This window comes from Flagellimonas iocasae, assembly GCF_042682725.1.
In the GTDB taxonomy this organism is placed as follows: Bacteria; Bacteroidota; Bacteroidia; order Flavobacteriales; family Flavobacteriaceae; genus Flagellimonas; species Flagellimonas iocasae.
This window is the reverse complement of sequence record NZ_JBHUHU010000003.1, coordinates 462,049-487,993: the sequence shown is the minus strand read 5'-3', so window position 1 is coordinate 487,993 and position 25,945 is coordinate 462,049. Positions and strand designations below refer to the sequence as shown.

Genomic DNA, 25,945 nt, shown 5'->3' with positions numbered 1-25,945 from the left:
TTCGCCTGTTAATTAATGGTTAAAAAAATTGGTAAAGCCCTAGTTTTATGAAGGATTTAAGGGTTTATTTTTATACTTTCACCCTATATGCAACAGACAGATACGTATTCCAGAATTATATCTGGAGCCATGACATGGGGAAGTTGGGGCAAAAAACTTTCCAAAAATGAAATGATTGATTTAATGCACCACTGCATTGAATCTGGACTGACCACCTTTGACCACGCCGATATTTATGGCAGCTATTCCACCGAAGCAGATTTTGGAAATGCTTTTGCCGAAAGCGGAATCAAAAGAGCGGATATTCAATTGATTTCCAAATGTGGAATCCAAATGACAAGAGGTCGGGACAATCGGCTGAATCATTATCAATATGACAAGGATTATATCATTTGGTCGGCGGAACAATCCTTAAAAAAGCTTCACACCGATTATTTGGATTTGTTGTTGATGCACAGGCCAAGTCCATTGATGCATCCAGATGAAATGGCCGAAGCGGCCAATTCATTATTGGAAAGCGGAAAGATCAAAACCTTTGGTGTTTCCAATTTTACACCTTCCCAAATTGCCATGTTGGAAAAGGTCATTCCGGTTTCGGGGAATCAGGTGGAATTTTCATTAACGCATGATGACCCCATCTACGATGGCACTTTGGATGATTGTATTGCCAACAAACGTATGGCTATGGCGTGGAGCCCTCTGGGAAGCATGTTTCGGGAAGAAACCGAGCAGACACAAAGAATAAACAAGGCCATGAAGCCTTTGATGGAGAAATATGGTGCGGACGAAAGTCAGCTGTTACTGGCCTGGATATTGAAACACCCGGCCAAGGTATTTCCAGTCATTGGAACCACAAGCAAAGAACGGATAAGCTTGGCCGCCAAGGCCATGGATATGGATTTGGAACTTCAGGATTGGTTTGCCCTTTTGGTGGCAAGTCAAGGGCATGATGTTCCTTAAGATGAATAGTATGAAGGAGAAAATAGCATTGGTTACGGGGGCCACCAGCGGAATTGGGAAGGCCACCGCAGAAAGTTTTGCAAAGCAAGGGTTTAATTTGGTACTCTGTGGACGCCGACAAGAGCGTTTGGATGAGCTCAAGGCAACCTTGGAAAAAACCGTAAAAGTCCATACCCTAAGTTTTGATGTTCGCGACAGGGAAGCCGTTTTTGAGGCAATTCAGAGCATACCCGAATCCTTCAAGCCCATTGACATCTTGGTCAACAATGCTGGAAATGCACACGGATTCGACCCCATTTACGACGGAAGTATGGATGATTGGGATGCCATGATGGACATAAACGTAAAAGGGCTGCTCTATGTGACTAAGGCCGTTTTGCCCCAAATGATGGAACGCAAATCAGGACACATCATCAATATTGGATCCATTGCGGGGAAGGAAGTCTACCCAAATGGAAATGTGTACTGCGCCAGTAAATATGCCGTGGATGCCATCAACCAAGGAATGCGCATCGATTTGAATGCATACAACATTAGGGTTGGTGCAGTAAACCCTGGTCTGGTGAATACCGAATTCAGTAATGTACGGTTTAAGGGTGATTCCGAAAGGGCTTCGAAAGTTTATGATGGATATACACCGCTGTATGCAGAGGATATTGCCGATATCATTTTGTTTATGGTCACCCGACCTCCCCATGTAAACGTTGCAGATTTGGTGGTGTTTCCAACAGCTCAGGCAAGCAGTACCATTGTAAATAGGGATTAGGCTTCGGGTTACGAGTTTTGGGCTGAAATGTAAAAATGCAAAATGATGAAAGGTTTTGAGGATCTGGAAATATGGAAATTGGCCAGAGAGATTTGTAACGATGTTTGGCATTGTATGAAAACTACTTCATTAAGCACAGATTATAGCCTTAAAAATCAAATAAACGCCTCATCAGGTTCCATCATGGATAATATTGCAGAAGGATTTGAGCGAAATGGAAATCGAGAGTTTATACAGTTCTTGAGCATAGCTAAAGCATCTTGCGGTGAGTTAAGGTCACAATTGTACAGATGTTTTGATAGAAAACATATTACGGAAGAAGAGTTGGAACGCATCCAATTAAAAAAAATTCTGGAGGGGAAAAAGATTGGTGCATTCATGGCCTATTTGAAGAAATCGGAAAGAAAAGGGGCTAAATATGATTAGAGATCTTCCAGCTTTGGACTCGAATCCCGAAACCCAAAATCTTTTGTCATGATTAACAAACGCCTACTGGTTAAGAATCTTTTAGCGCATAATGACGAGAACAGCTTTTACGACAAGAAGCGCTTTATTTCCATAGGTGAAAAGGAAGGAAAGGCCAAATTTCTAAAGCACGTCTGTGCTTTGGCAAACAGTAATCCAAAGAACAACAGTTTCATCGTTATTGGTGTGGAAGATGCTGATAATGAAATCGTGGGGGTTGACTTTTTTGATGATAGCAAGATTCAGAATTTGGTAAATGCATATCTGGACAATCCACCTATCATTTCCTACGAAAATATTCCATTTCCGCATTTGCCCGAAGGGAAGGTAGTAGGTTTGGTCACGATTCGGTCGAATGGAAAGGTCTGTGCTCTCCGGAAAAATATCTGGAAATATTATGGGGGCGCCGTTTTCTTTAGAGAAGGAAGTATAAGTCTTCCCAAGGCATTTGACATTGAGTTGAAGGACATCAATTCTGAGGCTGTGGCGACCATCGAGCAACATGCCCGAAACAATATTGAGCTTACTCTGGATGCGGTCATTAACTTTATGAACACCAGACACCCTGATCTTACAAGCGACTATAAAGTTTTCAAAGAGCAGTTTGTGGTCTGCTGGGCAGGGAACAAGAAGAAGGTTAAAAACAAGACCTATTATTCCCGGGTTGATATTGAACTCATCAACGAACAGGTGAAGCTTTTTTACTCCGCTTTGGATGAAATCACCATAGATTATGATGACGATTCCTTCAGTACTTTGGAATATGTGCAGTTGGGATTAGGGTCGCAGCAGCGCTATTTTCCGTTGGAGGAATTAATAATCACATTTTCAGAAAATGGAAAGTATACCATCAATAGCAAATTGGTGTTTGAACCGCCGCAGTACGACAAAAAAACCTTGTACCACGTGTATAATACCAATAATGCTCTCTTGCAAAAACTCGAGAAGCAAATTGCATTGACCCCCGCAGAAGAGATTGACTTAACGCATCTTCCTGCAACTTATTTAATCTGTTATCTGAATGGGTTTGAGGAGGCGAAAGAGCAGATGGAACGATCAAGAGCTATCCTTAAGGCTTACGATAACAACATATACCAATCCTTGAAGGAATCACAGCGCATTCTTAGAAAAGTTCGATACAATTAACCTCTTTTCAACCAAAGCATTTGGTAGGGCAGAACTTCCAACAGGCCACTATTAAGCTCTATTTTTTGATTGGAAACCAAATCTTTGGGGTCGCCTTGGGCAAAATACCCAAGCTTTTTGATCCAACTGGTTAGAATGACCTGTGGATTTTCATCAAAATTGCAGATGACCAATAATCCTTCCTTATTGACATTGCTTCGCTCAAAAACAAGGATATGGTCATTCCCTGTGTGATACAACTGAACATCATTATGGTCAGCAAAAACGGGGTTTTCTTTTCTAATTTGAATCAACTTTTGCAGCGCATGAAAAATTTTGGATTGAGGGAGATTTTCATGGCTCAATTTGGCGATAGTGTCCCAATCCTGCATGGGCCGGTTTAACCATCGGCTGTCTTCTTTTTTGGACTTGTCCTTCAGGTAGGAGTAGTCATTCAAAGTGCCAATCTCATCTCCGGCATAGATTAATGGAATGCCTCCAAAGGCTATGGTAATTCCGTGTAGCATTATAATTTTTGAAATGGAATCTTCAATCAAGTTTGGGTCATTTTGGGCCAATCCCTTTTCCAAGCCTAACAGTGATGCGGCACTACCTGTAATTCTTCCGTCTCCGGTTTTTGGGTTGTACATAAACACCTGCCCGGTGGCTGGAGACCAATCCAACCGTTGACAGTAATAATCCAACAAGAATTTTCGGTGCATTTCTGGGTTCAAGCCCATTTCATAAATCAAGTTGTTCTCATAGCCCAGACCAATATCATCATGGCAGCGGATATAATTGATCCACGTACAATCTTTGGGTTTGGTGGGCACATGTGCCAAACTTTTATAGAGCAGTTGCGTCTTTTTGGTGGCGACAGAATTCCATAAAAGGGCCATCAAGGAGGCATTATAGGCAATTTCACATTCGTTGCCCGCTTTTTGTTCTTCCCCAAAATATTTGATAATATCCGTAGGAGCAACAATGGCTTCGGCCAAAAGAACAGTGCCGGGGGCCACCACTTGCAGGCACATTCTAAAAAGAGCAATGAGATTGTGGGCCTCAGGCAGATTTTGGGAAATGGTTCCCAATTTTTTCCAGAGGAAGGCCAAGGCATCAAACCGGACTACATCCACTCCCATATTGGTCATTTTAACAAGGTTGGCCAACATTTCCATAAACACCTCGGGATTGGTATAATTCAAATCCCATTGGTAGCTGTTGAAAACGGTCATTACCCATTTGTCCATTTCGGGGATATAAGTAAAGTTGCCTGGGGAGGTTTCCGGGAAAACTTCGGGGAGCGATTTTTCATATTCCTTGGGAATGGTGTCATCCTCAAAAGTGTAGTAGTATCCCTGATATTTTTTATCGCCTTTTATGGCTTTTTTGGCCCATGAAAACTCATTGGAGGTGTGGTTCACCACAAAATCCAGCATGAGAAAAATACCTTGCTTTCGGAATTCCGAAGTCAATGCCAATAAATTTTCTTTGGTGCCGTATTTTTTATCGACTTCATGATAACTATTTACCGCGTAGCCTCCATCACTTTCACCTTTCGGTCGTGTAGTAATGGGCATCATGTGTACAAAGTTGATACCGAGCTCTTTTAGATAGGGAATTTTTTGCTGGAGGCCTTTCAAGTCCTTATTAAAATGCTCCACATACAATTGCATCCCCATAATTTTTTCGGACTGATACCAATTGCCAGCCTGCAATCGCTGCAAATCTTGTTTTTTTAAAGCATCAGGTCTTGAAGCAAATAACTTAGGGAGCTGATTCAGCAACTTTCCGAAAGCTTTGGAGTATTGTTCTTCAGGATACAGCGAGAAAAATAATTGTTGGATGAGACTTAAGTTCGTGGCCAGTCGAAGATCAAAGAGAGCATTTGGGTCTTTTTCTTTGAGCTGGTCAGAGACCAACTTATGTAATTTGGCTTGGTTCATTTTTATTTGTCCAACTGTTCTTTGGTGGGCAGGGATGGGATTGCTCCGTAATTGGTAGTGGTTATGGCCCCGGCTTTATTGGCCATGGACACCATTTTTTCCAATACTTCGTGATTTTCAAAAACGGGGTCAAAGTTGCCCAAATCAGAGATTTGATAAAGCAAACACCCGATAAAGGCATCACCTGCACCTGTAGTATCCACAGGGTTGACGCTAACACTGGGAATCATTTTTTTAGAGCTGTTTAGGCTCAACAAAGTTCCTTTTTTACCTAAGGTAACGGTAATGATTTTTGCGCCCATGCCATGAAAAAAATCGCAGGCTTCGTTAATGTCTGTCTTTCCGGAGAGCAATTGTGCTTCTTCCATACTGAACTTGCATAAATGCGATTTTTCAATGAAAGGCATGCATTTTTTAATGAATTGCTCCTCGTTCTCTTTCCAAAGGTCGCTTCTAAAATTGGGGTCAAAACTGATGAACATGTCCTTGGTGAGACCATCAAACAGGTATTTTCCATAAGCTCTTTCCAAAGTGCCTCCCAACAGTGCAGTGGCGGCCCCCAAATGCAAAATGTTGTCTTTTAAACTTTTCCGAAGGTTGGGGTCATACTCCAATTCCTTGTCCGCTCCCCTGCTGAACACAAAATCGCGTTCACCATCTTCAGCCAGAGAAACAAAAGCCAATGTGGTAAAAGTTTTGGACAATTGCGCCAAGGAAATATCAACCCCTTCGGTTTTGAGGACATCCAACAAAAAACGGCCGAAAGGGTCATCCCCTACACAGCCTAGAAAAACACTCTTACCTCCCAATTTGGATATGGCGCAGGCCACGTTGGCAGGGGCACCACCCGCTTTCTTGGTAAAATGGGTAGCTTTGGATAAATCACTTCCTTGCTTTTCCGCAACAAAATCTATCAATAATTCACCAACGCAGAATACCTTTTTCATGTTTCCTTTTGCAATATCCTAATGTACATAGAAAATTCTTCGTTGACCAAAAAAGATGACTGCTTTTGGTAGCGCAATGTGTTTGAAGATTAAAAAACTTTAGGCTCAATTTCACACGTATCGGGCGTTTTGTCCGTATTTTTGTGAAAAATTTTTCTATGCGAACATTGGTTGTGGGGGACATCCATTCTGGATTAAAGGCGTTGGAACAGCTAATATCCAGAGCCAAAGTCAGCCCAAAAGACCACCTTATTTTTTTGGGGGATTATGTAGATGCTTGGAGTACTGCGGTAGAAACCATTGATTTTTTAATCGATTTGCAAAATGAATTTAGCTGCACGTTTATTCGGGGCAACCATGATGAGCTTTGCAGGGATTGGTTACTGACACAAAAAGAGAATCCACAGTGGCTGGCCCACGGTGGAACGGCAACAAGAGATTCCTATTTAAGGGATGAACGGGAGAACTGGAATGCACATCTTGATTTTTATGCCAACCTGAAGAATTACTATTTGGCGGAAGACAATAGATTGTACTTACATGCGGGCTACACCAATTTAAAGGGCATAGAATTTGAATATTTTGAACAGTCATTCTATTGGGATAGGACGTTATGGGAGTTGGCTACAGCCTTGGATTCAAATTTAAAGCCAGAGGACCCTAAGTTTCCCAAAAGATTGACGCATTATAAAGAAGTGTTCATTGGCCACACACCCTTGTCCAAAAGCAAAGTGGTTCCGCCGCAAAGTGGGGCAAATGTGTGGAATGTGGATACAGGGGCCGCATTCATGGGAGGATTAACCATGATGGACGTGGAGACCAAAGAATTTTGGCAGAGTGATCCTGTACACACCTTCTATCCAGGAGAACGCGGCAGAAATTGAACGGCCAACTCCTTAATTTCAAAAAAACCTTGATTAAAAACTAAACAATACAATAATGTCAATAAAAAATATTCGGTTGGAAGTAATGCAAGCCATTGAACCAAAAGTAGAAGGGTTCATGGATTCGTTTTTGATTCCAACAGAGAAAATATGGCAACCCACGGATTTTTTACCCGATTCGCAAAGCGATAATTTCTATGATCAAATAGAGCAGATTCGTGGTGAGGCCAAAGAGCTAGGCTATGATTTTTGGGTTACGCTTGTAGCGGATACCATTACCGAAGAGGCACTGCCTACCTATGAATCATGGTTGATGGATGTAGAAGGAATAGATCAGCACAGTGGCCGTGAAAATGGATGGAGCAAATGGGTGCGGGCTTGGACCGCTGAAGAAAACCGACATGGTGATGTGCTCAACAAATATTTATACTTGTCTGGTAGGGTGAACATGCGGGAAATTGAAATTACCACCCAGCATTTAATATCCGATGGGTTTGACATCGGGACCGATAGAGACCCCTATAAGAATTTCGTGTATACCACATTTCAGGAGTTGGCCACCAACATTTCACATAAGCGCGTGGGAAAAATGGCCAAACAAAAAGGTAATGGGTTGTTGGCAAAGATGTGCAACATCATTGCTGGGGATGAAATGCGACATCATTTGGCCTACCGTGAATTTGTGAAAACCATATTGGACCAAGACCCCAATGGAATGGTTCTCGCTTTTGCCGACATGATGAAAAGAAAGATTGTAATGCCCGCACATTTCTTGAGGGAATCAGGGGGCAGTATTGGTGAAGCATTCGAACAATTCTCCAACTGTGCTCAACGCTTAGGAGTGTATACCGCACAGGATTATATCGATATCCTTAGAAAACTGAATGAATATTGGGCTGTTGGTCACTTGAGCGGATTGTCGGACCAAGCTGAAAAGGCTAGGGATTACCTGATGAACCTTCCCGACAGGTTACAACGCATTGCCGAACGGATGCAGTTTTCACAGGACCAATACAAGTTCAAATGGGTTGAGGCCAACGGAATGTTGTAGCTAAAATTTACCGGCTCGGTGCTTTTCCTGCCATTCGGCAAGTTTTTCCCAATGTCCCTCGTGAGCCATTTTGGCCTGCATGGGCCATGAGGCGGGGTCGTGGATTCGGTATCGTTTCCCACCAGAATTTAGCACTTCCTGACACTTATTCGCAGAGGTCTCCGAGAGCGCTTTCCAGGTTTTAATGTCAAAATTGTGGAACAGTTCCTGAATTTTGGGTCCAATGCCCTCTACAATTTTAAGGTCGTCCTTTTCAACTTTTTTACCTAGTGCAGCCTTAGCAATTTTCGCATCAAAAGAAGGTTGGGCAATAGTTCGGGATGCTATTGATTTGGGCTTGGGCATCTCTGTTTCAGTAATTTGCTTTTTGCAAGCGTCAAGGTCGGCCCTGAGTTTTGCATTTTCAATCTCCAACTTTTTAATTGTGGAGGTGTTGTCCACTGTAGGCGCACTGCTTCGCTTACCCAAAAGGTAACCAACAACACCAATGGTCACAGCCACAATGATCAAAATAATCCAAAACATGAGGTCGATTGTATCTACTTGCATTCCGTATAGTTTGATGGATATTGAAATGCCATATCAAGGTAAGTTAGGAGCATTGACCAATGGCCAGGTAGACTTGGGGAAACAGCCCTGAAAGTATTAAAAAAATCTTAAAATTCCGAATTTAATCTTAACAATCTGAGGCAGTTGAAGGCTATTTTCTGATGATATTTCAAAATGTCAAAACGAAAAATCAATCAAAAAATACCGATCATACACTTTTTACGACCACTGATAAGATACCCCCTTAAATCTCGCCAAAATAGTGTGAAATTAGCGACAAATATTAGGTAAGAAACCCTATTTCTCCCGACAAAGTTCCGGCATTGGAGTAGGGTTTAACTAAGTTAAGTTTGAGTTAGTTAAGTTGGTTTTTTAAGATCGCCCATCCAGTGTTCATCCTAGATGGGCGGCTTTTTTTTGTTATAAGTCAAATTTAATGCCTTGGGCCAAAGGCAACTTTGTAGTATAATTTATGGTGTTGGTCTGTCTTCGCATGTAGACTTTCCAAGCATCAGAACCACTTTCGCGACCTCCCCCTGTTTCTTTCTCGCCTCCAAAAGCACCACCAATCTCGGCACCCGAGGTTCCAATATTAACGTTCGCAATACCACAATCGCTTCCGGAAGCTGAAAGAAAACGTTCAGCATCTCTAAGACTGTTCGTCATGATGGCAGAGGATAGCCCTTGAACCACACCATTTTGTTGGGCAATTGCGTTTTCAACATCCCCTGAATATTTCAACAGATATAGAATCGGCGCGAAGGTTTCCTCTTGAACAATTTGGAATGAATTTTCGGCTTCAACAATGGCTGGTTTCACGTAGCAACCACTATCGTAATGGTCTCCCTGAAGCACTCCACCTTCAACCAAAATGGTTCCCCCTTCTTTTTCGGCTTCTTGCAATGCATTCAGATACATTTTTACGGCATCGGTATCAATCAGTGGGCCTACATGGTTGTTCTCATCCAACGGATTTCCAATTCGGAGTTGTTGGTATGCATCGGTGATAGCATTTTTCACCTTGTCGTAAACTGATTCGTGAATAATTAATCTTCGGGTTGAGGTACAACGCTGACCAGCTGTGCCCACAGCACCAAAAACCGCTCCAATGACGGTCATTTTAATATCGGCATCAGGAGTTACAATGATGGCGTTGTTACCTCCAAGTTCCAGTAGAGATTTCCCCAAACGGCCGGCAACCGCTTGCGCCACAATTTTTCCCATTCGGATAGAACCCGTGGCAGAAACCAATGGAACACGTTTGTCTTGGGTCATAAGTTCTCCCACGCGGTAATCGCCATTGATTAAACAGGAGATTCCTTCGGGAAGGTTATTTTCTTTGAGCACTTGTGCAATGATATTTTGACACGCAACACCACACAAAGGAGTTTTTTCCGAAGGTTTCCACACACATGCATCACCACATACCCATGCCAAAGCTGTGTTCCAAGCCCAAACGGCAACGGGAAAATTAAAGGCCGATATAATTCCAACCACACCTAAGGGATGGTATTGCTCGTACATACGGTGTCCGGGTCTTTCAGAATGCATGGTCAATCCATGCAGTTGGCGCGATAGACCGACCGCAAAATCGCAGATGTCAATCATTTCCTGGACCTCACCCAGTCCCTCTTGGTACGATTTGCCCATTTCGTAGGATACCAACTTACCAAGAGGCTCTTTGAGTTCGCGTAATTTTTGTCCAAACTGTCTCACAATTTCACCTCTCTGGGGAGCAGGAAGCAATCGCCATTCCTTAAAAGCGGAGGTAGCGGCATCCATCACTTTTTCATAATCTTCTGGAGAGGTGGTTTTCACCTTTCCAATAAGGGAGCCATCCACAGGTGAATATGAGGAAATGATTTCCCCAGAACCAAAATGGATTGAGCCTGTTGAGGTACCTTCATTTATTTCTTTGAGCCCAAGACGTTGCAGGGCTTTGTCCATTCCAAAATCTATAGCAGTTTCTGACATTTATAACTTTTTATGCGTGAATTGTTATATTTTTCAAAATTACAAATAATCCTGATGGGATGAAGCCGTTTTATAGGAAAAGGTGAAGTAAGAGCAATGCAATCCCAATCAGAGCAGGAAGCCCCTGTACCACAAAGATTTTTTTGGATGCAGTAACAGCCCCATACATTCCAGCTACGGCCACACATCCCAAAAAGAAAAGCGCAACATAAACTTGCCAAACCGGATTTTGGATGAGCAATGACCATATCAATCCGGCGGATAAAAATCCGTTGTACAATCCTTGATTGGCGGCTAGGGTCTTGGTAGGTTCAAACAAATGCTCTGGGAATTGCCGAAATACCTTTTTGGCCTTCGTGGTCCACGCGAACATTTCCAACCATAAAAAATAGAGATGGAGCAAGGCCACAATGACAACTACTATTTTAGCGAGGATAAGCATCATTCATCTTTGGCTACAAAACGTTCATCAACAGGCATTACCGTTCCACAATGGTCACAAGTGCGCAATTCCTCAGAACCATAGAAATGTTTAAAATGGGTGAGGAAATCTTTTTCAATATCATTCAGGGTAAAGTAGACTTCGTACAATTTGTGGTTGCAATTATCGCAGAACCACAGCAAGCCATCATCCACTTTCATATCGGCTCTTTTGCGCTCAACGACCAACCCAATGGAGCCTTCTTGCCGAGCGGGGGAATGCGGCACTTTGGCTGGATGAAGGTACATATCGCCTGGGCCCAATTTCATGGTTCTTTTTTTTCCATCTTCTTGGATGTGGACCTCGATGTTCCCTTCCAATTGATAAAAAAGCTCTTCGGTTTCGTTGTAATGATAGTCTTTTCGGGCATTTGGGCCGGCAACAATCATTACTATGTAGTCATCGGCCTCTTTGTATAAGTTTTTATTTCCAACGGGGGGTTTTAGGGTATCCCGATTTTCCTCAATCCATTTGTTCAGGTTAAAAGGTGCCTGTATCGCCATAGTCCAAGATTTTACGAAAGGTAAAAAAAACCTTGGTGGAAACATAGATTTTGCGAAAAGAAAAGCCCCTTCAACGAGGGGCTCCTTCTTTGCCTAAAAACGAATGTAAATGGGTCAGTTATTCCAGTTTCAGGAATATCTGTGTATAATAAGGTCTGCCATCTTTGTCCAATTGCACACTTAGGGTAGTGTGTGTAAAATCGCCTTCCATGGCCTCTTTGTGTGATGAACTGTTCAGCCAGCCCTCCAATGTTTTTTCTGCTGAGGTATAATAACGAGCCACATTTTCTGAAACAACCAACGCACCGGTTTCATCAGCTATTTGAGTAGCTCTGTCGCCAAAATTGTCATGACTCAATTCGTTGTGGGCAATCATATATTGATTGTGTTCCTCGGCATATTTGTAAGACGCGGCGCTATTTTCCAGTACATTTTTATGGATGGATGCCCTATGCTCGTTCACCAAATCCAAAAGCTCTTCTTCCATGGATACAGGATCAACCGTAACTTTTTCATTTCCCAAAAGGGCTTCGGTGTATTCTTGTCCTTCCTCGAAGGAGGAAGTACTGCACATGCTCACGGCAAATGCAAGACCTATGACGAGTAGTTTGCCATATAATTTTTTCATTCTCGGGGTGTTTTCTGGAAGTGTTCTAAGCTCCCTAAGTGTTCTGTGTGGCAATGTAGTAGAAGGCTTATCGATTACCTTAAAATTTCCACAGAAGGCAGATTCTTACGTTGAATTGCAGCCGAAGTAGTGGTAAAGAAAATTTTAGAGAAGGAAGTGGACGTTCATCGGGAAAAACGAGCACTTTATATGACCTCGAGAGTGGTATTGGGTCCGGGCTCTGGCTCAGGTTCTTTTTCTTCTTCAAGCACAAAGGAAAAAACAAAGGCCCCTATCTCTGTTAAAGGCCCATAGAACACGGATTGTTTTTTGGACTCCTCATTAAAAAGGTTGACTGGGGTGGCAAGTCGTTCAAAAAATATGAGCATGGCACCAAGGAGAATGGCAACTTTGAGTGCACCAAAAATACCACCAGCAACTTTGTTCAGCAGTCCCAACATGGCAAAATCGGCTATTTTGGTAAGGAACTTTCCCGCAAAATTCACTAGGATGATAATCGCAAAAAATGTGACCAGAAAAGATGTCAGTTTAATGTATTGATCACTCCAATCCAGCCGTTCAGAAAGATAGTCCCCAGCGATGTACGAAAAATGGATGGCACCATAAATTCCCGCAATCAATGCAACTAGCGAGGCAACTTCCACAAAAAGCCCATTTTTTAGGCCCTTGTAAAGTCCCCATACCAATAGAATTCCCAAAACAATATCTAAAAAGCTCATACGCGGGTTTTAACAAATATAGAATATTGATTTGTACCTTTGGAATTCTTATCACGAACATGTCAAGAGACGAAAAATTAAAGGAACGGTGGGAGCTTTTGGTGGAAAAATTGTCTGCACAATTTTCCGATGGAGACCCTTTGGAAATGGACGGTATCATTTATTTGGTGGGGGTTCAGGAACTGGGAAATTTACACCGAAGCTTCAAAAAAGATGAAAAAATCAATCTGATGCACATAGCCATCTGTAGGTTATTGGAACCCTATGGCTATTACGATTTTGATTTTTTTGATGATGACGGATGGCCACACTACAAGATAAAGGAGCAACTACCTCCACTAAAAGCTGGTGAGCAAACCATTTTAATGAAGGAGGCCGTGGTTAATTATTTTTTGGAAAAAGAATACATCATCTAATATGGAGCTACAAAAACCCTATTACGCTGTTATCTTCACCAACACCCGTACCGAGGGGGATAATGGCTACAGCCAAATGGCAGAGGAAATGGAGAAATTGGCGCGTAAACAGCCCGGTTTCTTGGATTTTGAGAGTGCAAGAGACGGATTGGGTGTCACCATAAGCTATTGGGAAAGCTTGGAGGCCATCGCCAATTGGAAATCCAACATGGAGCACCGCGAGGCTCAAAAAAATGGCATAAAAAAATGGTATTCTTGGTACAAAGTTCGTATTTGCAAAGTGGAACGCGAATATGAATTCACCAAATAGAAAAATATGACTGGGGATTTTCCTTTTTCAAACCGAAACCGAAAAGAAACGCTTCAAAAGATTACCAAAGATTCTTTTGACCTTGTGGTCATTGGAGGGGGCATTACCGGAGCAGGTATTGCTTTGGATGCTTCTTCGCGCGGGCTCAAGGTGCTTTTGCTGGAGAAGGGTGATTTTGCTTCGGGAACCAGTAGTAAATCCACCAAATTGATTCATGGTGGGTTACGATATTTGAAGCAGTTCGATTTTTGGCTGGTGAAGGAAGTAGGCTCCGAAAGGGCCATCGTTCACAAATTGGCGCCCCATCTGGTCATTCCTGAAAAAATGTTACTGCCTTTGATAGAAGGTGGTTCTTATGGAAAGTGGCTCACCTCCATCGGATTAAAGGTCTACGATATTTTGGCCCAAGTTTCTGGGGATGACAAACGGCAAATGCTCGAGAAAAAAGAGGCCTTGAAATTGGAACCGCTCCTTCCAAAAAAAATATTGAATGGTGCAGGGTATTATGCCGAATACAGAACGGATGATGCCCGACTTACGTTGGAAAACATCAAAACCAGCCTTCATTTTGGGGCACAAGCCCTGAATTATACCAAAGTAACGGACTTTGTATATGTGGAGGAACGTGTGGCGGGAGTACGATTTAAAGATGAAGTTTTTGGGGACGAATACAGTGTTTCTTCAAAATATGTGATTAATGCTGCTGGTCCTTGGGTGGATGAGCTACGGTCCATCAACCATTCCAAACGAGGCAAACGCTTGCATTTGACAAAAGGGGTGCATTTGGTCTTTCCGAAGGAAAAACTTCCCGTGCAGCAGTCAGTTTATTTTGATATTCCAGATGGCCGGATGATGTTCGCCATCCCAAGAGGAAAAATCACCTATGTCGGCACCACGGACACCAATTACAACTTGGACAAGGACCATGTAACCACGGATATTGCGGATGCCATCTATTTGATTTCGGCGGTAAACCACATGTTCCCGGACATCAATTTGGAGCTAAGCGACATCATTTCTTCGTGGGCCGGATTACGCCCATTGATTCACGAAGAGGGAAAATCAGCCTCCGAACTTTCCAGAAAGGATGAAATCTTCACCTCCGAAACAGGACTGGTAAGTATTGCTGGTGGAAAACTCACAGGCTACCGGAAAATGGCCGAACGAACCGTGAACCGGATTGCCAAGCACATGGAAGAAGACCATAATGTGGAATTGGAACCTTGTATCACAGATAAGATACCGCTATGTGGAAGCGATTTTAAAAAGTTTAAGCATGTAAAAAAATACATTGCCCAACTATTTGACCGCATTAAGGATAGTGGTTTTACCGAATATGATGCTTGGTATTTGGTGACCACCTACGGTAAGCAGACCGAGACCGTTTTGGAACTATATTCGGGAATTGCCGGTTCTGATGTCCACGAACGGATGATCAGAGCGGAAGCCCAATTTGCCATAATCCATGAAATGGCGTTGAATCCACTGGATTTCTTTATCCGACGAACAGGCCGTCTTTATTTTGATATTGAGAGTGTCCGGATGTACAAAGAAGCTATTTTGGATGAGTTCAAAAAGGCTTTTGGATATTCTGATGAAGAGATTTCCACGTTCCGTGAAAGTTTGGAAGCGGAGCTGAAAATCCACTCCAATTTTTCGTTGGATAGGGGTTAATCCAACTTCTCCGTCAATTTTTCAAACACCTTTTTTGGATTTTTTTCTTTGTAGAGCACTTGGTAAACGGCATTGATAATGGGTGTTTTGGATTTTTTCTCCAATTTCTCCATCAATAAATGGGCACTTTGGGTGGCGTAATACCCTTCAGCCACCATATTCATTTCCATCATGGCGCTTTTAACCGTGTAACCCTTGCCGATCATATTGCCAAACAAACGGTTTCTACTAAAAGTGGAGTAGCCCGTCACCAACAAGTCGCCCAAATAGGCTGAGGCATTGATGTTGCGTTTCATTTTGTAAACCCGGTCAATAAAGCGCTTCATTTCACGGATGGCGTTGCTCATCAGCACACTCTGAAAATTATCACCATACCCAAGACCGTGGGCAATTCCAGCAGCGATGGCATAGATGTTCTTCAGCATGGCGGCATATTCGGTACCGATAATGTCATCCGAGATTTTAGTGCGGATATAATCACTTTTCAACGCTTGGGCAACCAATTTTGCATTGTCCGCATCGGCACAGGCAATGGTGAGATAGGACAATCGTTCCAACGCTACCTCCTCAGCATGGCATGGCCCTGTAATGACCCCAATATTTTTAAAAGGGATATTATAATGATTATGGAAATGCTCTCCAACAATGAGCCCACTTTCTGGAACAATCCCTTTGATGGCCGAAAAAACAATCTTGTCCTCCAAAGAAACACTCAGACTTTTTAATTCGGCATCCAAAAAAGCAGAGGGGATGGCGAATATCAACACATCCGAAGCTTCCACTACTTCGTTGATATTGGCACTCAAGGCCAGTTTTTCCACATCAAACTCAACCGAACTGATGTAGTTGGGATTGTGTCCTTCCTTAATGATGTGCCGTATTGCAGATTCGTTCCGCATGTACCATCCAACGGTATCCATGTTCTCCGACAACATTTTAACCAGGGCTGTTCCCCAGCTTCCTCCTCCAAAAACACCGAACCTTAGCTTGTTTTCCATGCACACAATTTAGTTAGCAAAGCTAAAAAATATATCATTCTCTTTTTTAGACACTGATTATCAAAAAGTTATGAATTTTGGCATGGTGATTGGTCTATGTAGAGTGAATGTTAAAACCTCGATTATGAAAAATGGAAAACTACTTTTTGGAATTTTATGGATAGGACTTTTGGCCAGTTCGTGTTACACCGAGGTTATCGTGGAGGACGATTTTATTGAAGCATCCCCCGTGAATACCGCCTTGGTTTTGGAATCTTATGACCTATGGTATATCGATATTAATGCCACCGAAGGAAATGGGGAAGTTCCCTTTTTGCAGCGTGCTTTTACCATTTCGTTTGACAGGGGTGTGGTTTACGCAAACAATAACCTCGTTGGAATTGGAAAAACAGGCAATGGTCTGGGCATCGATGTGGGTACTTATGGAACCTATAGTGGAACTGTGGAAGTGGACCATGACGTTGACGGATTTTGGTTGTTGGATGTGTATGCCGTCAACAACAATACATTGGAATTGTACGACCCCAATTCCAACACTTCCTATTTGTTGCGTGGATACCAACGTGGCAATTTTGATTATGACTTGATTTTCTACGACAATATCCATTATTTCTTGCAGGAATACCAAGTTTGGGAAAAGACCTATGTCAGCGAAGAAGGTGCCCTAAATGAGTTCGATGAGGAGAATTACCTTCAGTTTTTCGCGGGTAATGGAGGTACATTTAGGTCTTCCATAGATGTTTCCGGAACCGCCTTGGTCAACTTGCAATGGGACTATGAAGGTGATTATGAGGTGTTTGATGTGGCCAACGATGCCACCCTCAAAACTTTAACACTGGATTATGACTACTTGGGCAATGATTATTTTGAAATCTACGTTATAAATGACAGTACCATAGAGCTGTACCACGTGTCCAGCGGAACCATTTATGAGTTTACCGGAAGAGGGTTCCAACAGTACTTGAAATCGGGTAGTGAAACAGGTAAAATGAGGGTAAAAACCAAGAATCCTGTAATGAATGTGACCCGACAAAGAAAAATGTAAGGAAATAGTATAGTCTCCGACTATACAAACAAGTTTTTTGGTTGGTTATTTAGTTAAGAATCGCCCCGGGCACTTCAGCTTGGGGCGGTTCTTTTTTTATCACCTCAAAATCAAAGGGAAATCATTGTGACCTTGAGCAAGTTAGGATATAATTGCTGAGGGTTTTTCAACAAATAGGAATCATGTTGCCATATCCTCAATTCTTTTTTCGCGTAAGGTCAAACTAACGATTAATGTTATTTTTGCGCCCTTATAATCAGAAGATGAAGAAATACCTCAATCTTTTTGACTTTTCGCAAAAGGTAAACTACCGCACTGAAATTTTATCAGGGCTAACCGTGGCCTTGGCCTTGGTACCTGAAGCTATCGCCTTTGCGTTCATTGCGGGACTATCCCCTCTAACAGGATTATACGCTGCTTTTGTCATGGGATTGGTGACTTCCATTTTGGGAGGTCGGCCCGGAATGATTTCCGGAGCGACTGGTGCAGTGGCGGTTGTAATTGTGAGTTTGGCGCAGCAATATGGAGTGGAATATGTTTTCGCCACCGTAATCTTGGCCGGAATTCTGCAAATGGCCGCAGGGTTTCTTCGCCTCGGAAAATTGATGCGATTGGTGCCGCAACCCGTGATTTTCGGATTTGTTAACGGATTGGCCATTATCATTTTCATGTCGCAATTGAGTCAATTTAAAACGGTGGACGGCGATTGGTTGACCGGCAGTACCCTTTTTATATTTCTGGGATTGGTGCTATTGACCATGTTGGTGATTTGGGGATTGCCCAAGCTGAGTAAAGTGGTTCCTGCATCATTGGCAGCCATTCTTTTGATTTTTGGAATTGTTTTTTTCTTCGGAATTGAAACGCGGACCATTGGAGATATTGCTTCCATTGAAGGAACTTTTCCGCCTTTCCATATCCCTGATTTGCCATTCACTTTTGAAACGTTGGAGATTATTTTTCCGTTTGCAGCTATTGTAGCCGGAGTAGGATTGATTGAAAGTCTTCTGACCCTGAACATTGTGGACGAAATCACCGAAACTCGAGGTCGTGGTAACAAGGAGGCCGTAGCCCAAGGAACTGCAAATATCCTTTCAGGCCTTTTTTCTGGAATGGGGGGCTGCGCCATGATCGGGCAGAGTTTGATCAACACCTCCAACGGGGCAAGGGCACGATTATCCGGTATCGTGGCCGCGATAATGCTGCTTGCTTTTATCATGTTTGGGTCCAGTTTGATTGAAAAAGTACCCATGGCCGCATTGACCGGTCTGATGATCATGGTAGCACTGGGCACATTTGAATGGGCCAGCTTGCGAACTTTTAGGCGGATGCCAAAATCGGATGTATTGGTGATGGTTTTGGTGACCTTGGTGACCGTATTCCTTCACAATTTGGCCTTGGCGGTTTTGGTCGGTGTTATTATTTCCGCATTGGTGTTTGCTTGGGATAATGCCAAACGTATTCGGGCTAGAAAACGTGTCGATGAAGATGGAGTTAAACATTACGAAATCTACGGTCCATTGTTTTTCGGAAGTACCACGCTATTTTCAGAAAAATTTGATGTGCTCAACGACCCGGATGAAATCGTGATTGACTTCGCCGAAAGCCGACTGGTGGATATGTCGGCGATTGAAGCAGTGAACAAAATCACAGAGCGTTATCGCAAAGTCGGAAAGCACGTCCACCTGAAACATTTGAGCAATGACTGCCGAAGATTGTTGGCCAATGCAGATGACATTATTGAGGTCAATGTGTTGGAGGACCCTACGTATAAGGTTGTGGTAGATAAATAGATTGGGTTATTCTCCTGTTTTTCCCATCAACACATTGACTTTGGGATTTTGTGGATTTCCGCTTGCTCTACGAATCAGAACGATTTGCCCGGTGTGGTAAATACAGTCCGAAATCATGCCATTGATGAGGTTCCAATAGGGAAGAATAGTCTGTTGGTCACCGCGCTGAAAAACAATCTTGAAGGATTCCATATCATCCGCACTCTTTCCAGCCACGGCTTTACTGGTAGCCTTTAAATTTTCCAATGTCTGTTGCCGAAGCTCTTCATACGACAAACCGGTAAGGTCTCGCCTTTCATTGGGTGTTGCCGTAGGAGCATTCAAAATATTGAAGGACATTCCACAAATGTGTTGCATCGTTTCCAGGGTGGTCCTGCCATCTTCGGAAGGTCTGTAGGCGAGATCAGGTGGGGTCAACCCTTCCGTGGCCCAGTAAAATCGGTATCCCAAACCATCAATCATTCGTGCAACTACGTTTCCAGGGGAATATGTTTCGGGGTACTCTGGAATTTGATGATAAGGCAGTTCCATGTCTTGGGCTTTTGTTTCCGCAACGAAGGTAACTAAGAAAACAAAACCTAAAAGGGCTAAAAGGGTATGGTTTTTCATAATAAGATGCTTAGTCCATGACGGATTTTTTAGCGAGGGTAAGACCAATTTCGTTTACTTCCTTTAAAGCTGCGGAACCGTACCACTCTTTCAATTCCATTACCAAGCTGCCTGCTTGTATGGCCGGGTCGGTTTCCGTGAGCATTTTCGCCTCCTCAATGGATTCCACATCAAAAATATAGATTCCGCGCAAATCATCATTGCCAAAAAAAGGCCCGGCCAACACCAATTTTCCCGCTTGTGCCATTTTTCCGATGTTCTGTAAATGGGCTGCCTGCAATTCGGCGGCCTTCTCTTGGGGAATATCCCGATTTGGCCCACGCTTTAAGAAGGCAAAAACGTATTTTTTCATCCCGTAATCATCGGCCCCGTACTTTTCTGCTTTTTCGGCGTTGTACACTACTTCTTCGGATTGTGCCCATGTCAAGGAGCAACTCAATAAAACGAAAAGAAAAATTAGTCTTGGATTCATATCTGATGGTTTTATGTTGATAGCTGTTCCATCAAAAATAACTAATTGATAATCAAAACATAGTAGAATTTTTGCCAAAAAACAGGGGTGAAAATGCAGGGTTCAACCTCCAATTTCAATCAAAACATCCTTTATAAAAAACACTGAACGGATGCACCTCCACGTTGAACAATTGGTTTTGGAGTGCAACATCTTCGAACAAGATATTTTTGGCGGAGTCCAAATCCGTGGCTTGCAGAACGATCATGCCAGTGTCACTGTAACGCGCACCCATCACGATAGTGTTTTCTTTTCTGAGCTTGGATAAAAATGCGGAATGCTCCTTAAAATAGGCTTGGTCGTTGGGTGCTTTGTCCATATCCCAAAGCGAACCAACAGTGTACAATGCCACAAAATGGGATTTCTCTTCGGCACTTTCCTGGCCACTTAGAAGAAATGGCATTAGAAGCAGTAGCGTTAAATATTTCATTCCAAATAAATTTACATTTCAGAATCACAATCGGTTTTGCTCAAGGGCATGGAAGAACTGAAACTCAAATCGTTTTTATTCTTGAAAGCGGTTCCTGTTTCATCCAATTCGCCATATCCTTCAATCAACTGACCATCTTTCACCAAAAAAGCAACTTCCCGAGTACTTTCCATTCCTTCGGAAGCAAAAGTATAACTGCCTATGAGTACACTATCTTGCAATTTGCCGGCGAAGGTTCCTGTATTGGCATCTTTTTCCTTGAGGGCATAGTCCAGGTTTCCAAGGACCATTTCAGAAACATCCGTAATCTCAAAACTGATTTTGTGGCCGTTGGCGTCATAGGCATAGCACCCAATTTCCAGTGGAGGGGCAGGTGTTTCCTCAGCGATTTCTGTTGCGGTTTCCGGTGATGAATCTTCGGTTTGTTTCTCTTCTTTGGTCTTGCAACTGAAAACCAAAAATGAGAGGAAGAGAATTAGGGTTAATTTTTTCATATCAATCTATTTTTTTGAAAACAAGCAGATTATCTTCTCTGCCGTTGGAAAGTGTCAGCCTGTTACTGGCTATGGAATAATTGGTGCTCGCTTGAAGATGTTTCAGAAACTCGGATTCTTTATCCATACCCGGACAGGCCATTTTGGTGCCGGCCACTTGTGTAAATCGAAGCACATCTTTTTCGTAAAACAAACCTCCTGTCATTCTATTGCAGCCTGAAAATCCTGAAAACCGATTGTTGTTGATATTGATTTCCATATTCGGTACGTCCCGGCCACCAAATTGCTCTTTGGTGACGCTGGCACCACCCATTTGCTCCAAAACCCAAATGTCGTGCAGTCTATAATCCGTAATGTAGCCACCGCAACCTTCCAAGGCATGGGCTTCTCCTCCTCCTGTGGATTTATAGACGATGGTCACGGTGTATGGGGAAACCGCTCCGGACATGGCATTGGTACATTCTTTATGGGCAATGACAACGTCCATGGAGGTTGCCTCGGTCTGCACCCTAAACATTTTAATATTCGAATCTTGAGCGTCAATAGGCTCGGTGGGAGGCGTAATAATGGTATCCTCCATCATTTGAAGCTCAATTTTGTTTTCATACAATTTGAGACCCCAAAATGGCTCCGTTCCAGTGGCCTTAAAATAGCTTCCATCTGGCGCTACTGCAATGGGCTCCATTTTTCTTGTTGGGGTGGTATCTACGGTTGACTCAACAGACTCTGTTTCTTCAGTTTGTTGTTTTTTCTTTTCAACGCATGCCATCAGGAAAAGAAGCATGCTTAACAAAACAAGTGCCTTTTTCATGGTTCAACTTTTTTAAAACGCATCATTGGGACTTCCCCTGCCAAAAGGTTTAGTTCACCTCCTTCAATGATGTAGCTGTCTATTTTTTGCATCATGTTAAGGAATTGCCGTTCACCTCCGCCACAGAACATCATGGTTGTGGGTCCAGGCTCCCCAAATGAGATGGTGTTTTCATCCAATTCAAAGTCTGCGGAATATCCGTTGCAACTATCGGTTCCCGTAACTTGGTGGGTTTCTTTGTCGAAAGTGATTTGAGGTTTTTTTTCAGGAAAAAGTCCATCAAAGGCAATGCGAGGCCCAGAAATATAGACCAATTCCCAAGTGGTATTAAAGAGTTTTTCCGAATCGTCCAGCTTGGGATTGCAGGAACTGATCCCCATGAGGACACATAAAAAAAGGATAATTGAAGGTTTCATTTTTACAGAAAATTATAGTTAATGGTACAGAAAAGTACTAAAAAAATTAGATGAAACCTCCAATCAATCAGGTTATTAAAAGAATATTTTAGGGTGTTCTTTTACTCCAAACCTCATAAATGGGTTGCCCTTTACTGCTCAATCCTGAGTGGTGCCAGTCGCCATCAACAAGCTCATAATTGAACTCTAAACTTGCTCCCACGCGGGAGTCGTCCCTAGAAAAGAAACCAATATTTTCGGTATATTTTCCATCAACTGTAGTGTATGTACCCCCACCGGTACCCATGAACTGTTTGGTTTCTGTATTGAAGGCAATCCATTGGAATCGGGTTCCGGAGAGTATTTTCATGGTTTTTCGCGGGCCAGAGGTATCGCGTTTTACAATTTCGCCATCTTGTTTACGACCAGAGATGAGCCATGCCCCAGCAAGGTCACCTGGACTGCCATCATCAACACGGGTCCAAGTGGTTTCTCCGAGTCGGAGTTGGTCGCCCCCAATGATTAGGGTGAAGTTTTCCTTACTCCCGACCAACTCGGTGTTGGGAGTGGAAAATTCATAGGTCCTTTGAAAAACGTTGTTTTCCGTTTTAAAACTGCCGCCCATCGTCCCTAAAAACTTTCCTGAGGGCTCTTCAAAAAATGCTTCGGAGAAAAACCCATCTGCAATAATTGCAACGTGTTTAATTTTTATGCCCTCTTCATTCGTTGTGGAACGTTCCCAAGCGCCTTGTAGGCCTTGGGCCGAAATAAATTGGAAAGAGATTAGCGCTAAAGCGATTCCTAAAATAGTTTTCATGGTAAAACGGATTAAAAACAAAAAATGCTGTCGCTTTTCAGGAAAACAACAGCATTTCAAAAAATGTTTGGTTGATTGCTATAACGTTCTTAAATACTCGGCCACATCCCTTGCTTCTGCTTCAGTAAGGTTTTGGTTGAGCATGATCGCGTTATTGTATTCTTTCAACAAGGCTTTTGCAATTGGGTCTTCCTTCAGCATTCCATCAGGGTTCATGATCATATTCATCACCCATTCTGGACTTCTGCGGTCATAAACACCTTTAAGAGCTGGACCGATCATACGCTTGTCTATCATATGGCAGGCTACGCAAATACCATCAAATTTAGCTTTTCCGCGTGCGGCCATTTCTTCATCAATTTCAGCGGGGAAATCTACATTTTTAATGGGACCTACGCCTTTGTTGTCCATATCCACAGGAACACCCTCGGTGGCTTTGGCACTTGTCTCTTCGGTTTTGGTTCTATTAACTTCAAAACCATCCTTCTTCTCTTCTTTTTTTCCGCCACAGCTAGCCACAAAGGCTCCCAACGCTACGAAAAGGAGTATTTTTTTCATCTTTATCAATTCTGTGTAGTTTGTGTTAAATGCAGCTACTAAGATAGGTAATTGAAGACTAATTTAATAGCAGTTTTTGCATAACATGATGCAATTCGATTGCCCAAATGCGTTGAACTTACAGATTGTCAAAGAAATCCAATGCTTTTTGCTCCGTATATGTGATGTTGTTCTTTCCCCAAAAACCCACATGCCCACCATACTTTGGGGTCTCCATAAATAGATTTGGATTGTGCTCCACTTCCTGAAACGGATAACATTCCGGACCCAAAAAAGAATCGTCTTTTGCGTTGATGATCAGACTGGGCACCTTAATGTTGGGTAAAAACTGAAGGGAGCTGCATTTTCGATAATAATCCAAGGCATCCGTAAAATCATGGGCCCTACTCGTGTAAATGTCATCAAAATCCCGAAGCGTTTTAATCTTTTTGATGTCCGAATCCGTGATAAGCTCTGGAAACAAGACTTGTTTTTGTCGGAGTTTATCAATCAGGTTTCCTTTGAAACGGATGGCGTAGAGAATATTGTTGAAGGATAACAACTGCTCGCATGAACTGTGCAGATTACAGGGCACGGATACCGCAACGGCGCCTTTTATTTCCTTGGGGACCGAATTGTTTTCACCCAAGTATTTCAGTACAAGGTTACCACCCAGACTGAAGCCTTTAATATAGATTTCTGAATAGTTTTTGGTGTTGAGAACGTGGTCAATTACTTCCGTAAGATCCTCGGTGACCCCGGAATGGTAGGAACGGTAGAGTTTGTTGGTCTCACCGCTACAGCCGCGATAATTTACCGCACAGGCATCGTAGCCATTTTGGTTGAGAAGTTTTGCGCTCCCAGTGATATAGGGCCGTTGCCCATCTCCCTCCAATCCATGAAGTAAAATGACCAATTTTTGGGTTGGTGTCGTGGATGCACTCCAGTCCAAATCCAAAAAATCACCATCTGATAATGGTAATCGTTCCCGTTTTTGAACCACTCCATTGACTCTTCTAAAAAGCCCACAATAAATGGTGGCCAAATGTGCATTCCTAAAAAATGGGGGTGGGTTATAGTTTGATGTGACCAAGGGCATTGGAGAAGCAATTATTTTAGATTATTCCTTCGGAAATGTATCCAAAAGTTTGGCTTGGGATTCAATCGCGGCCTTAAATTCATGCTTAAGGTTGTCCACCAATTTTGAAACGGGAAGCACATCATCAATGGCGGTTACCCCTTGGCCTGCCGACCAAATGGTCTTCCAAGCCTTGGCTTCTGTATTGAGTTCTTTGCCAAAATCAATTTTTCGGTCTTTTTTCAAATCCTCTTCGGAAATGCCGGCAGATTTTAAGCTGGCGGCCAAAAAATTGGCATGTACCCCTGAAATGGCCGCGGTATAAACCACATCGCCGGCACCGGCATCAATGATCATTTTTCGATATTCATCCGTGGCCTTGCTTTCCTCAGTGTTGATAAAACGGGTTCCCATATAAGCCAAGTCGGCACCCATCTGCATGGCCGACGCAATGTCTCGTCCTGTACTGATGCACCCCGAAAGAATGATGGTCTTGTGGAAGAATTTTTTTACTTCGGTCACCAAACTCATGGGGTTGATGCTTCCACCGTGCCCGCCCGCTCCTGCGGAAACCAATATCAATCCATCCACACCCGCTTCTGCGGCTTTTTCGGCATGGCGTTTTTTGATGATATCATGAAAAACCAAACCACCATAACTGTGAATGGCATCCACCACCATACTTACAGCGCCAAGTGAAGTGATAACCAAAGGAACTCTATGCTTCATACAAAGTTTTACATCCGCCTCCAATCTGGGATTGGTTGGGTGCACCACTAGGTTTACCCCAAAAGGAGCAGCCTTTTTGCCAGTTTCTTCTTCAAATTGCTGTAGCTCCGCCTTAATTTGGATGAGCCATTCCTCAAACCCTTCGCTGGTACGTTGATTAAGTGCCGGAAAGGTCCCAACAATGCCATTTTTGCAACATTCCACCACCAATTTAGGACCTGAAATAAGAAACATGGGGGCGGCTACAACGGGTAGTGAAAGGTCTTTGATGAATTCGGCTTTTTGGCTCATGGTCTCTGTGTT

General features: G+C 42.9%; 30 protein-coding genes. 11 read left to right on the top strand and 19 right to left on the bottom strand.

Annotated features, from left to right (window positions below; all coding sequences use genetic code 11):
- The first annotated feature begins 87 nt into the window (after positions 1–87).
- Genes ACFSJE_RS09470 through ACFSJE_RS09455 form a run of 4 tightly spaced genes read left to right on the top strand, consistent with a single transcriptional unit; the run spans position 88 to position 3,337 of the window.
- Positions 88–960 (top strand): aldo/keto reductase, encoded by an 873-nt coding sequence (locus ACFSJE_RS09470; protein WP_379830749.1) that lies wholly within the window; start codon positions 88–90, stop codon positions 958–960.
- A 10-nt stretch (positions 961–970) separates the two neighbouring features.
- Positions 971–1,726 carry an SDR family NAD(P)-dependent oxidoreductase gene (locus ACFSJE_RS09465; RefSeq protein ID WP_379830748.1) on the top strand — a complete coding sequence of 252 codons (756 nt, stop codon included), beginning with the start codon at positions 971–973 and terminating at the stop codon, positions 1,724–1,726.
- 42 nt (positions 1,727–1,768) lie between these two features.
- Positions 1,769–2,152, top strand: a complete 384-nt coding sequence (locus ACFSJE_RS09460) for a four helix bundle protein (RefSeq protein ID WP_379830747.1) — start codon at positions 1,769–1,771, stop codon at positions 2,150–2,152.
- Positions 2,153–2,200: 48 nt separating this feature from the next.
- Complete coding sequence (locus tag ACFSJE_RS09455) at positions 2,201–3,337, top strand: ATP-binding protein (protein WP_379830746.1); 1,137 nt, start codon at positions 2,201–2,203, stop codon at positions 3,335–3,337.
- Here ACFSJE_RS09455 and ACFSJE_RS09450 read toward each other — a convergent pair.
- Together ACFSJE_RS09450 and ACFSJE_RS09445 are read right to left on the bottom strand one after the other, a co-directional pair.
- Complete coding sequence (locus ACFSJE_RS09450; RefSeq protein WP_379830745.1) at positions 3,334–5,262, bottom strand: alpha-amylase family protein; 1,929 nt, start codon at positions 5,260–5,262, stop codon at positions 3,334–3,336. The two genes, ACFSJE_RS09455 and ACFSJE_RS09450, sit on opposite strands and share 4 nt — an antisense overlap.
- A 2-nt stretch (positions 5,263–5,264) precedes the next feature.
- Positions 5,265–6,209 (bottom strand): carbohydrate kinase family protein, encoded by a 945-nt coding sequence (locus ACFSJE_RS09445; protein ID WP_379830744.1) that lies wholly within the window; start codon positions 6,207–6,209, stop codon positions 5,265–5,267.
- A gap of 158 nt (positions 6,210–6,367) precedes the next feature.
- Between ACFSJE_RS09445 and ACFSJE_RS09440 the strand changes: the two genes are divergently transcribed.
- The gene (locus ACFSJE_RS09440) at positions 6,368–7,093 is read left to right on the top strand and encodes a metallophosphoesterase family protein (RefSeq protein WP_379830743.1); all 726 of its coding nucleotides are present in this window, start codon (positions 6,368–6,370) and stop codon (positions 7,091–7,093) included.
- Between the two features lie 55 nt (positions 7,094–7,148).
- Positions 7,149–8,144: an acyl-ACP desaturase gene (locus ACFSJE_RS09435; protein WP_379830742.1), complete on the top strand. Its 996-nt coding sequence runs from the start codon at positions 7,149–7,151 to the stop codon at positions 8,142–8,144.
- Here ACFSJE_RS09435 and ACFSJE_RS09430 read toward each other — a convergent pair whose 3' ends face one another.
- The 6 genes from ACFSJE_RS09430 to ACFSJE_RS09405 all read right to left on the bottom strand — a co-directional run bounded on the left by ACFSJE_RS09430 (position 8,145) and on the right by ACFSJE_RS09405 (position 12,998).
- On the bottom strand, positions 8,145–8,693 hold the full coding sequence (locus ACFSJE_RS09430; RefSeq protein ID WP_379830741.1) for a hypothetical protein: 549 nt from the start codon (positions 8,691–8,693) through the stop codon (positions 8,145–8,147).
- Between the two features lie 420 nt (positions 8,694–9,113).
- Entirely contained in the window at positions 9,114–10,667 is a 1,554-nt protein-coding gene (gene amaB / locus ACFSJE_RS09425; RefSeq protein WP_379830740.1) for an L-piperidine-6-carboxylate dehydrogenase, read from the bottom strand.
- A 70-nt stretch (positions 10,668–10,737) separates the two neighbouring features.
- Entirely contained in the window at positions 10,738–11,109 is a 372-nt protein-coding gene (locus ACFSJE_RS09420; RefSeq protein ID WP_379831550.1) for a DUF1304 domain-containing protein, read from the bottom strand.
- Positions 11,109–11,651: a 3-hydroxyanthranilate 3,4-dioxygenase gene (locus ACFSJE_RS09415; RefSeq protein WP_379830739.1), complete on the bottom strand. Its 543-nt coding sequence runs from the start codon at positions 11,649–11,651 to the stop codon at positions 11,109–11,111. The genes ACFSJE_RS09420 and ACFSJE_RS09415 overlap by 1 nt, the downstream gene beginning before the upstream one ends.
- A gap of 118 nt (positions 11,652–11,769) precedes the next feature.
- Complete coding sequence (locus ACFSJE_RS09410) at positions 11,770–12,279, bottom strand: CAP domain-containing protein (protein WP_379830738.1); 510 nt, start codon at positions 12,277–12,279, stop codon at positions 11,770–11,772.
- A gap of 185 nt (positions 12,280–12,464) precedes the next feature.
- A complete protein-coding gene (locus ACFSJE_RS09405) occupies positions 12,465–12,998 on the bottom strand; it encodes a CvpA family protein (RefSeq protein WP_379830737.1) in 534 nt (177 codons plus the stop codon).
- A gap of 59 nt (positions 12,999–13,057) precedes the next feature.
- Here ACFSJE_RS09405 and ACFSJE_RS09400 point away from each other — a divergent pair, with 59 nt between their 5' ends.
- The 3 genes from ACFSJE_RS09400 to ACFSJE_RS09390 are packed head-to-tail and all read left to right on the top strand — an operon-like array spanning position 13,058 to position 15,398.
- Positions 13,058–13,414 (top strand): hypothetical protein, encoded by a 357-nt coding sequence (locus ACFSJE_RS09400; RefSeq protein ID WP_379830736.1) that lies wholly within the window; start codon positions 13,058–13,060, stop codon positions 13,412–13,414.
- Between the two features lies 1 nt (position 13,415).
- Positions 13,416–13,724: an antibiotic biosynthesis monooxygenase family protein gene (locus ACFSJE_RS09395; RefSeq protein WP_379830735.1), complete on the top strand. Its 309-nt coding sequence runs from the start codon at positions 13,416–13,418 to the stop codon at positions 13,722–13,724.
- Between the two features lie 6 nt (positions 13,725–13,730).
- Positions 13,731–15,398 (top strand): glycerol-3-phosphate dehydrogenase/oxidase, encoded by a 1,668-nt coding sequence (locus tag ACFSJE_RS09390; protein WP_379830734.1) that lies wholly within the window; start codon positions 13,731–13,733, stop codon positions 15,396–15,398.
- Here ACFSJE_RS09390 and ACFSJE_RS09385 read toward each other — a convergent pair.
- A complete protein-coding gene (locus ACFSJE_RS09385) occupies positions 15,395–16,396 on the bottom strand; it encodes an NAD(P)H-dependent glycerol-3-phosphate dehydrogenase (RefSeq protein ID WP_379830733.1) in 1,002 nt (333 codons plus the stop codon). The two genes, ACFSJE_RS09390 and ACFSJE_RS09385, sit on opposite strands and share 4 nt — an antisense overlap.
- 124 nt (positions 16,397–16,520) lie before the next feature.
- Between ACFSJE_RS09385 and ACFSJE_RS09380 the strand changes: the two genes are divergently transcribed.
- Complete coding sequence (locus tag ACFSJE_RS09380) at positions 16,521–17,441, top strand: nicotinic acid mononucleotide adenyltransferase (RefSeq protein ID WP_379830732.1); 921 nt, start codon at positions 16,521–16,523, stop codon at positions 17,439–17,441.
- A gap of 263 nt (positions 17,442–17,704) precedes the next feature.
- Entirely contained in the window at positions 17,705–19,231 is a 1,527-nt protein-coding gene (locus tag ACFSJE_RS09375) for a SulP family inorganic anion transporter (RefSeq protein ID WP_379830731.1), read from the top strand.
- A 6-nt stretch (positions 19,232–19,237) separates the two neighbouring features.
- Here ACFSJE_RS09375 and ACFSJE_RS09370 read toward each other — a convergent pair whose 3' ends face one another.
- From ACFSJE_RS09370 to ACFSJE_RS09325, 10 genes are all read right to left on the bottom strand, one after another.
- Positions 19,238–19,840 (bottom strand): DinB family protein, encoded by a 603-nt coding sequence (locus tag ACFSJE_RS09370; protein WP_379830730.1) that lies wholly within the window; start codon positions 19,838–19,840, stop codon positions 19,238–19,240.
- A gap of 10 nt (positions 19,841–19,850) precedes the next feature.
- On the bottom strand, positions 19,851–20,312 hold the full coding sequence (locus ACFSJE_RS09365; protein ID WP_379830729.1) for a YciI family protein: 462 nt from the start codon (positions 20,310–20,312) through the stop codon (positions 19,851–19,853).
- Between the two features lie 115 nt (positions 20,313–20,427).
- Positions 20,428–20,781 (bottom strand): YciI family protein, encoded by a 354-nt coding sequence (locus tag ACFSJE_RS09360; protein ID WP_379830728.1) that lies wholly within the window; start codon positions 20,779–20,781, stop codon positions 20,428–20,430.
- Positions 20,782–20,792: 11 nt separating this feature from the next.
- A complete protein-coding gene (locus tag ACFSJE_RS09355; RefSeq protein WP_379830727.1) occupies positions 20,793–21,275 on the bottom strand; it encodes a hypothetical protein in 483 nt (160 codons plus the stop codon).
- 1 nt (position 21,276) lies between these two features.
- A complete protein-coding gene (locus ACFSJE_RS09350; protein WP_379830726.1) occupies positions 21,277–22,086 on the bottom strand; it encodes an META domain-containing protein in 810 nt (269 codons plus the stop codon).
- Complete coding sequence (locus tag ACFSJE_RS09345) at positions 22,083–22,502, bottom strand: META domain-containing protein (protein ID WP_379830725.1); 420 nt, start codon at positions 22,500–22,502, stop codon at positions 22,083–22,085. Before ACFSJE_RS09345 ends, ACFSJE_RS09350 begins: the two co-directional genes overlap by 4 nt.
- A gap of 88 nt (positions 22,503–22,590) precedes the next feature.
- A complete protein-coding gene (locus tag ACFSJE_RS09340; protein WP_379830724.1) occupies positions 22,591–23,298 on the bottom strand; it encodes a membrane or secreted protein in 708 nt (235 codons plus the stop codon).
- Positions 23,299–23,376: 78 nt separating this feature from the next.
- On the bottom strand, positions 23,377–23,856 hold the full coding sequence (locus tag ACFSJE_RS09335) for a c-type cytochrome (RefSeq protein ID WP_379830723.1): 480 nt from the start codon (positions 23,854–23,856) through the stop codon (positions 23,377–23,379).
- Between the two features lie 118 nt (positions 23,857–23,974).
- On the bottom strand, positions 23,975–24,934 hold the full coding sequence (locus tag ACFSJE_RS09330; protein ID WP_379830722.1) for a YheT family hydrolase: 960 nt from the start codon (positions 24,932–24,934) through the stop codon (positions 23,975–23,977).
- A 21-nt stretch (positions 24,935–24,955) separates the two neighbouring features.
- Positions 24,956–25,933, bottom strand: coding sequence for an NAD(P)H-dependent flavin oxidoreductase (locus tag ACFSJE_RS09325; RefSeq protein ID WP_379830721.1), 978 nt, complete (start codon positions 25,931–25,933; stop codon positions 24,956–24,958).
- Positions 25,934–25,945 lie beyond the last annotated feature (12 nt).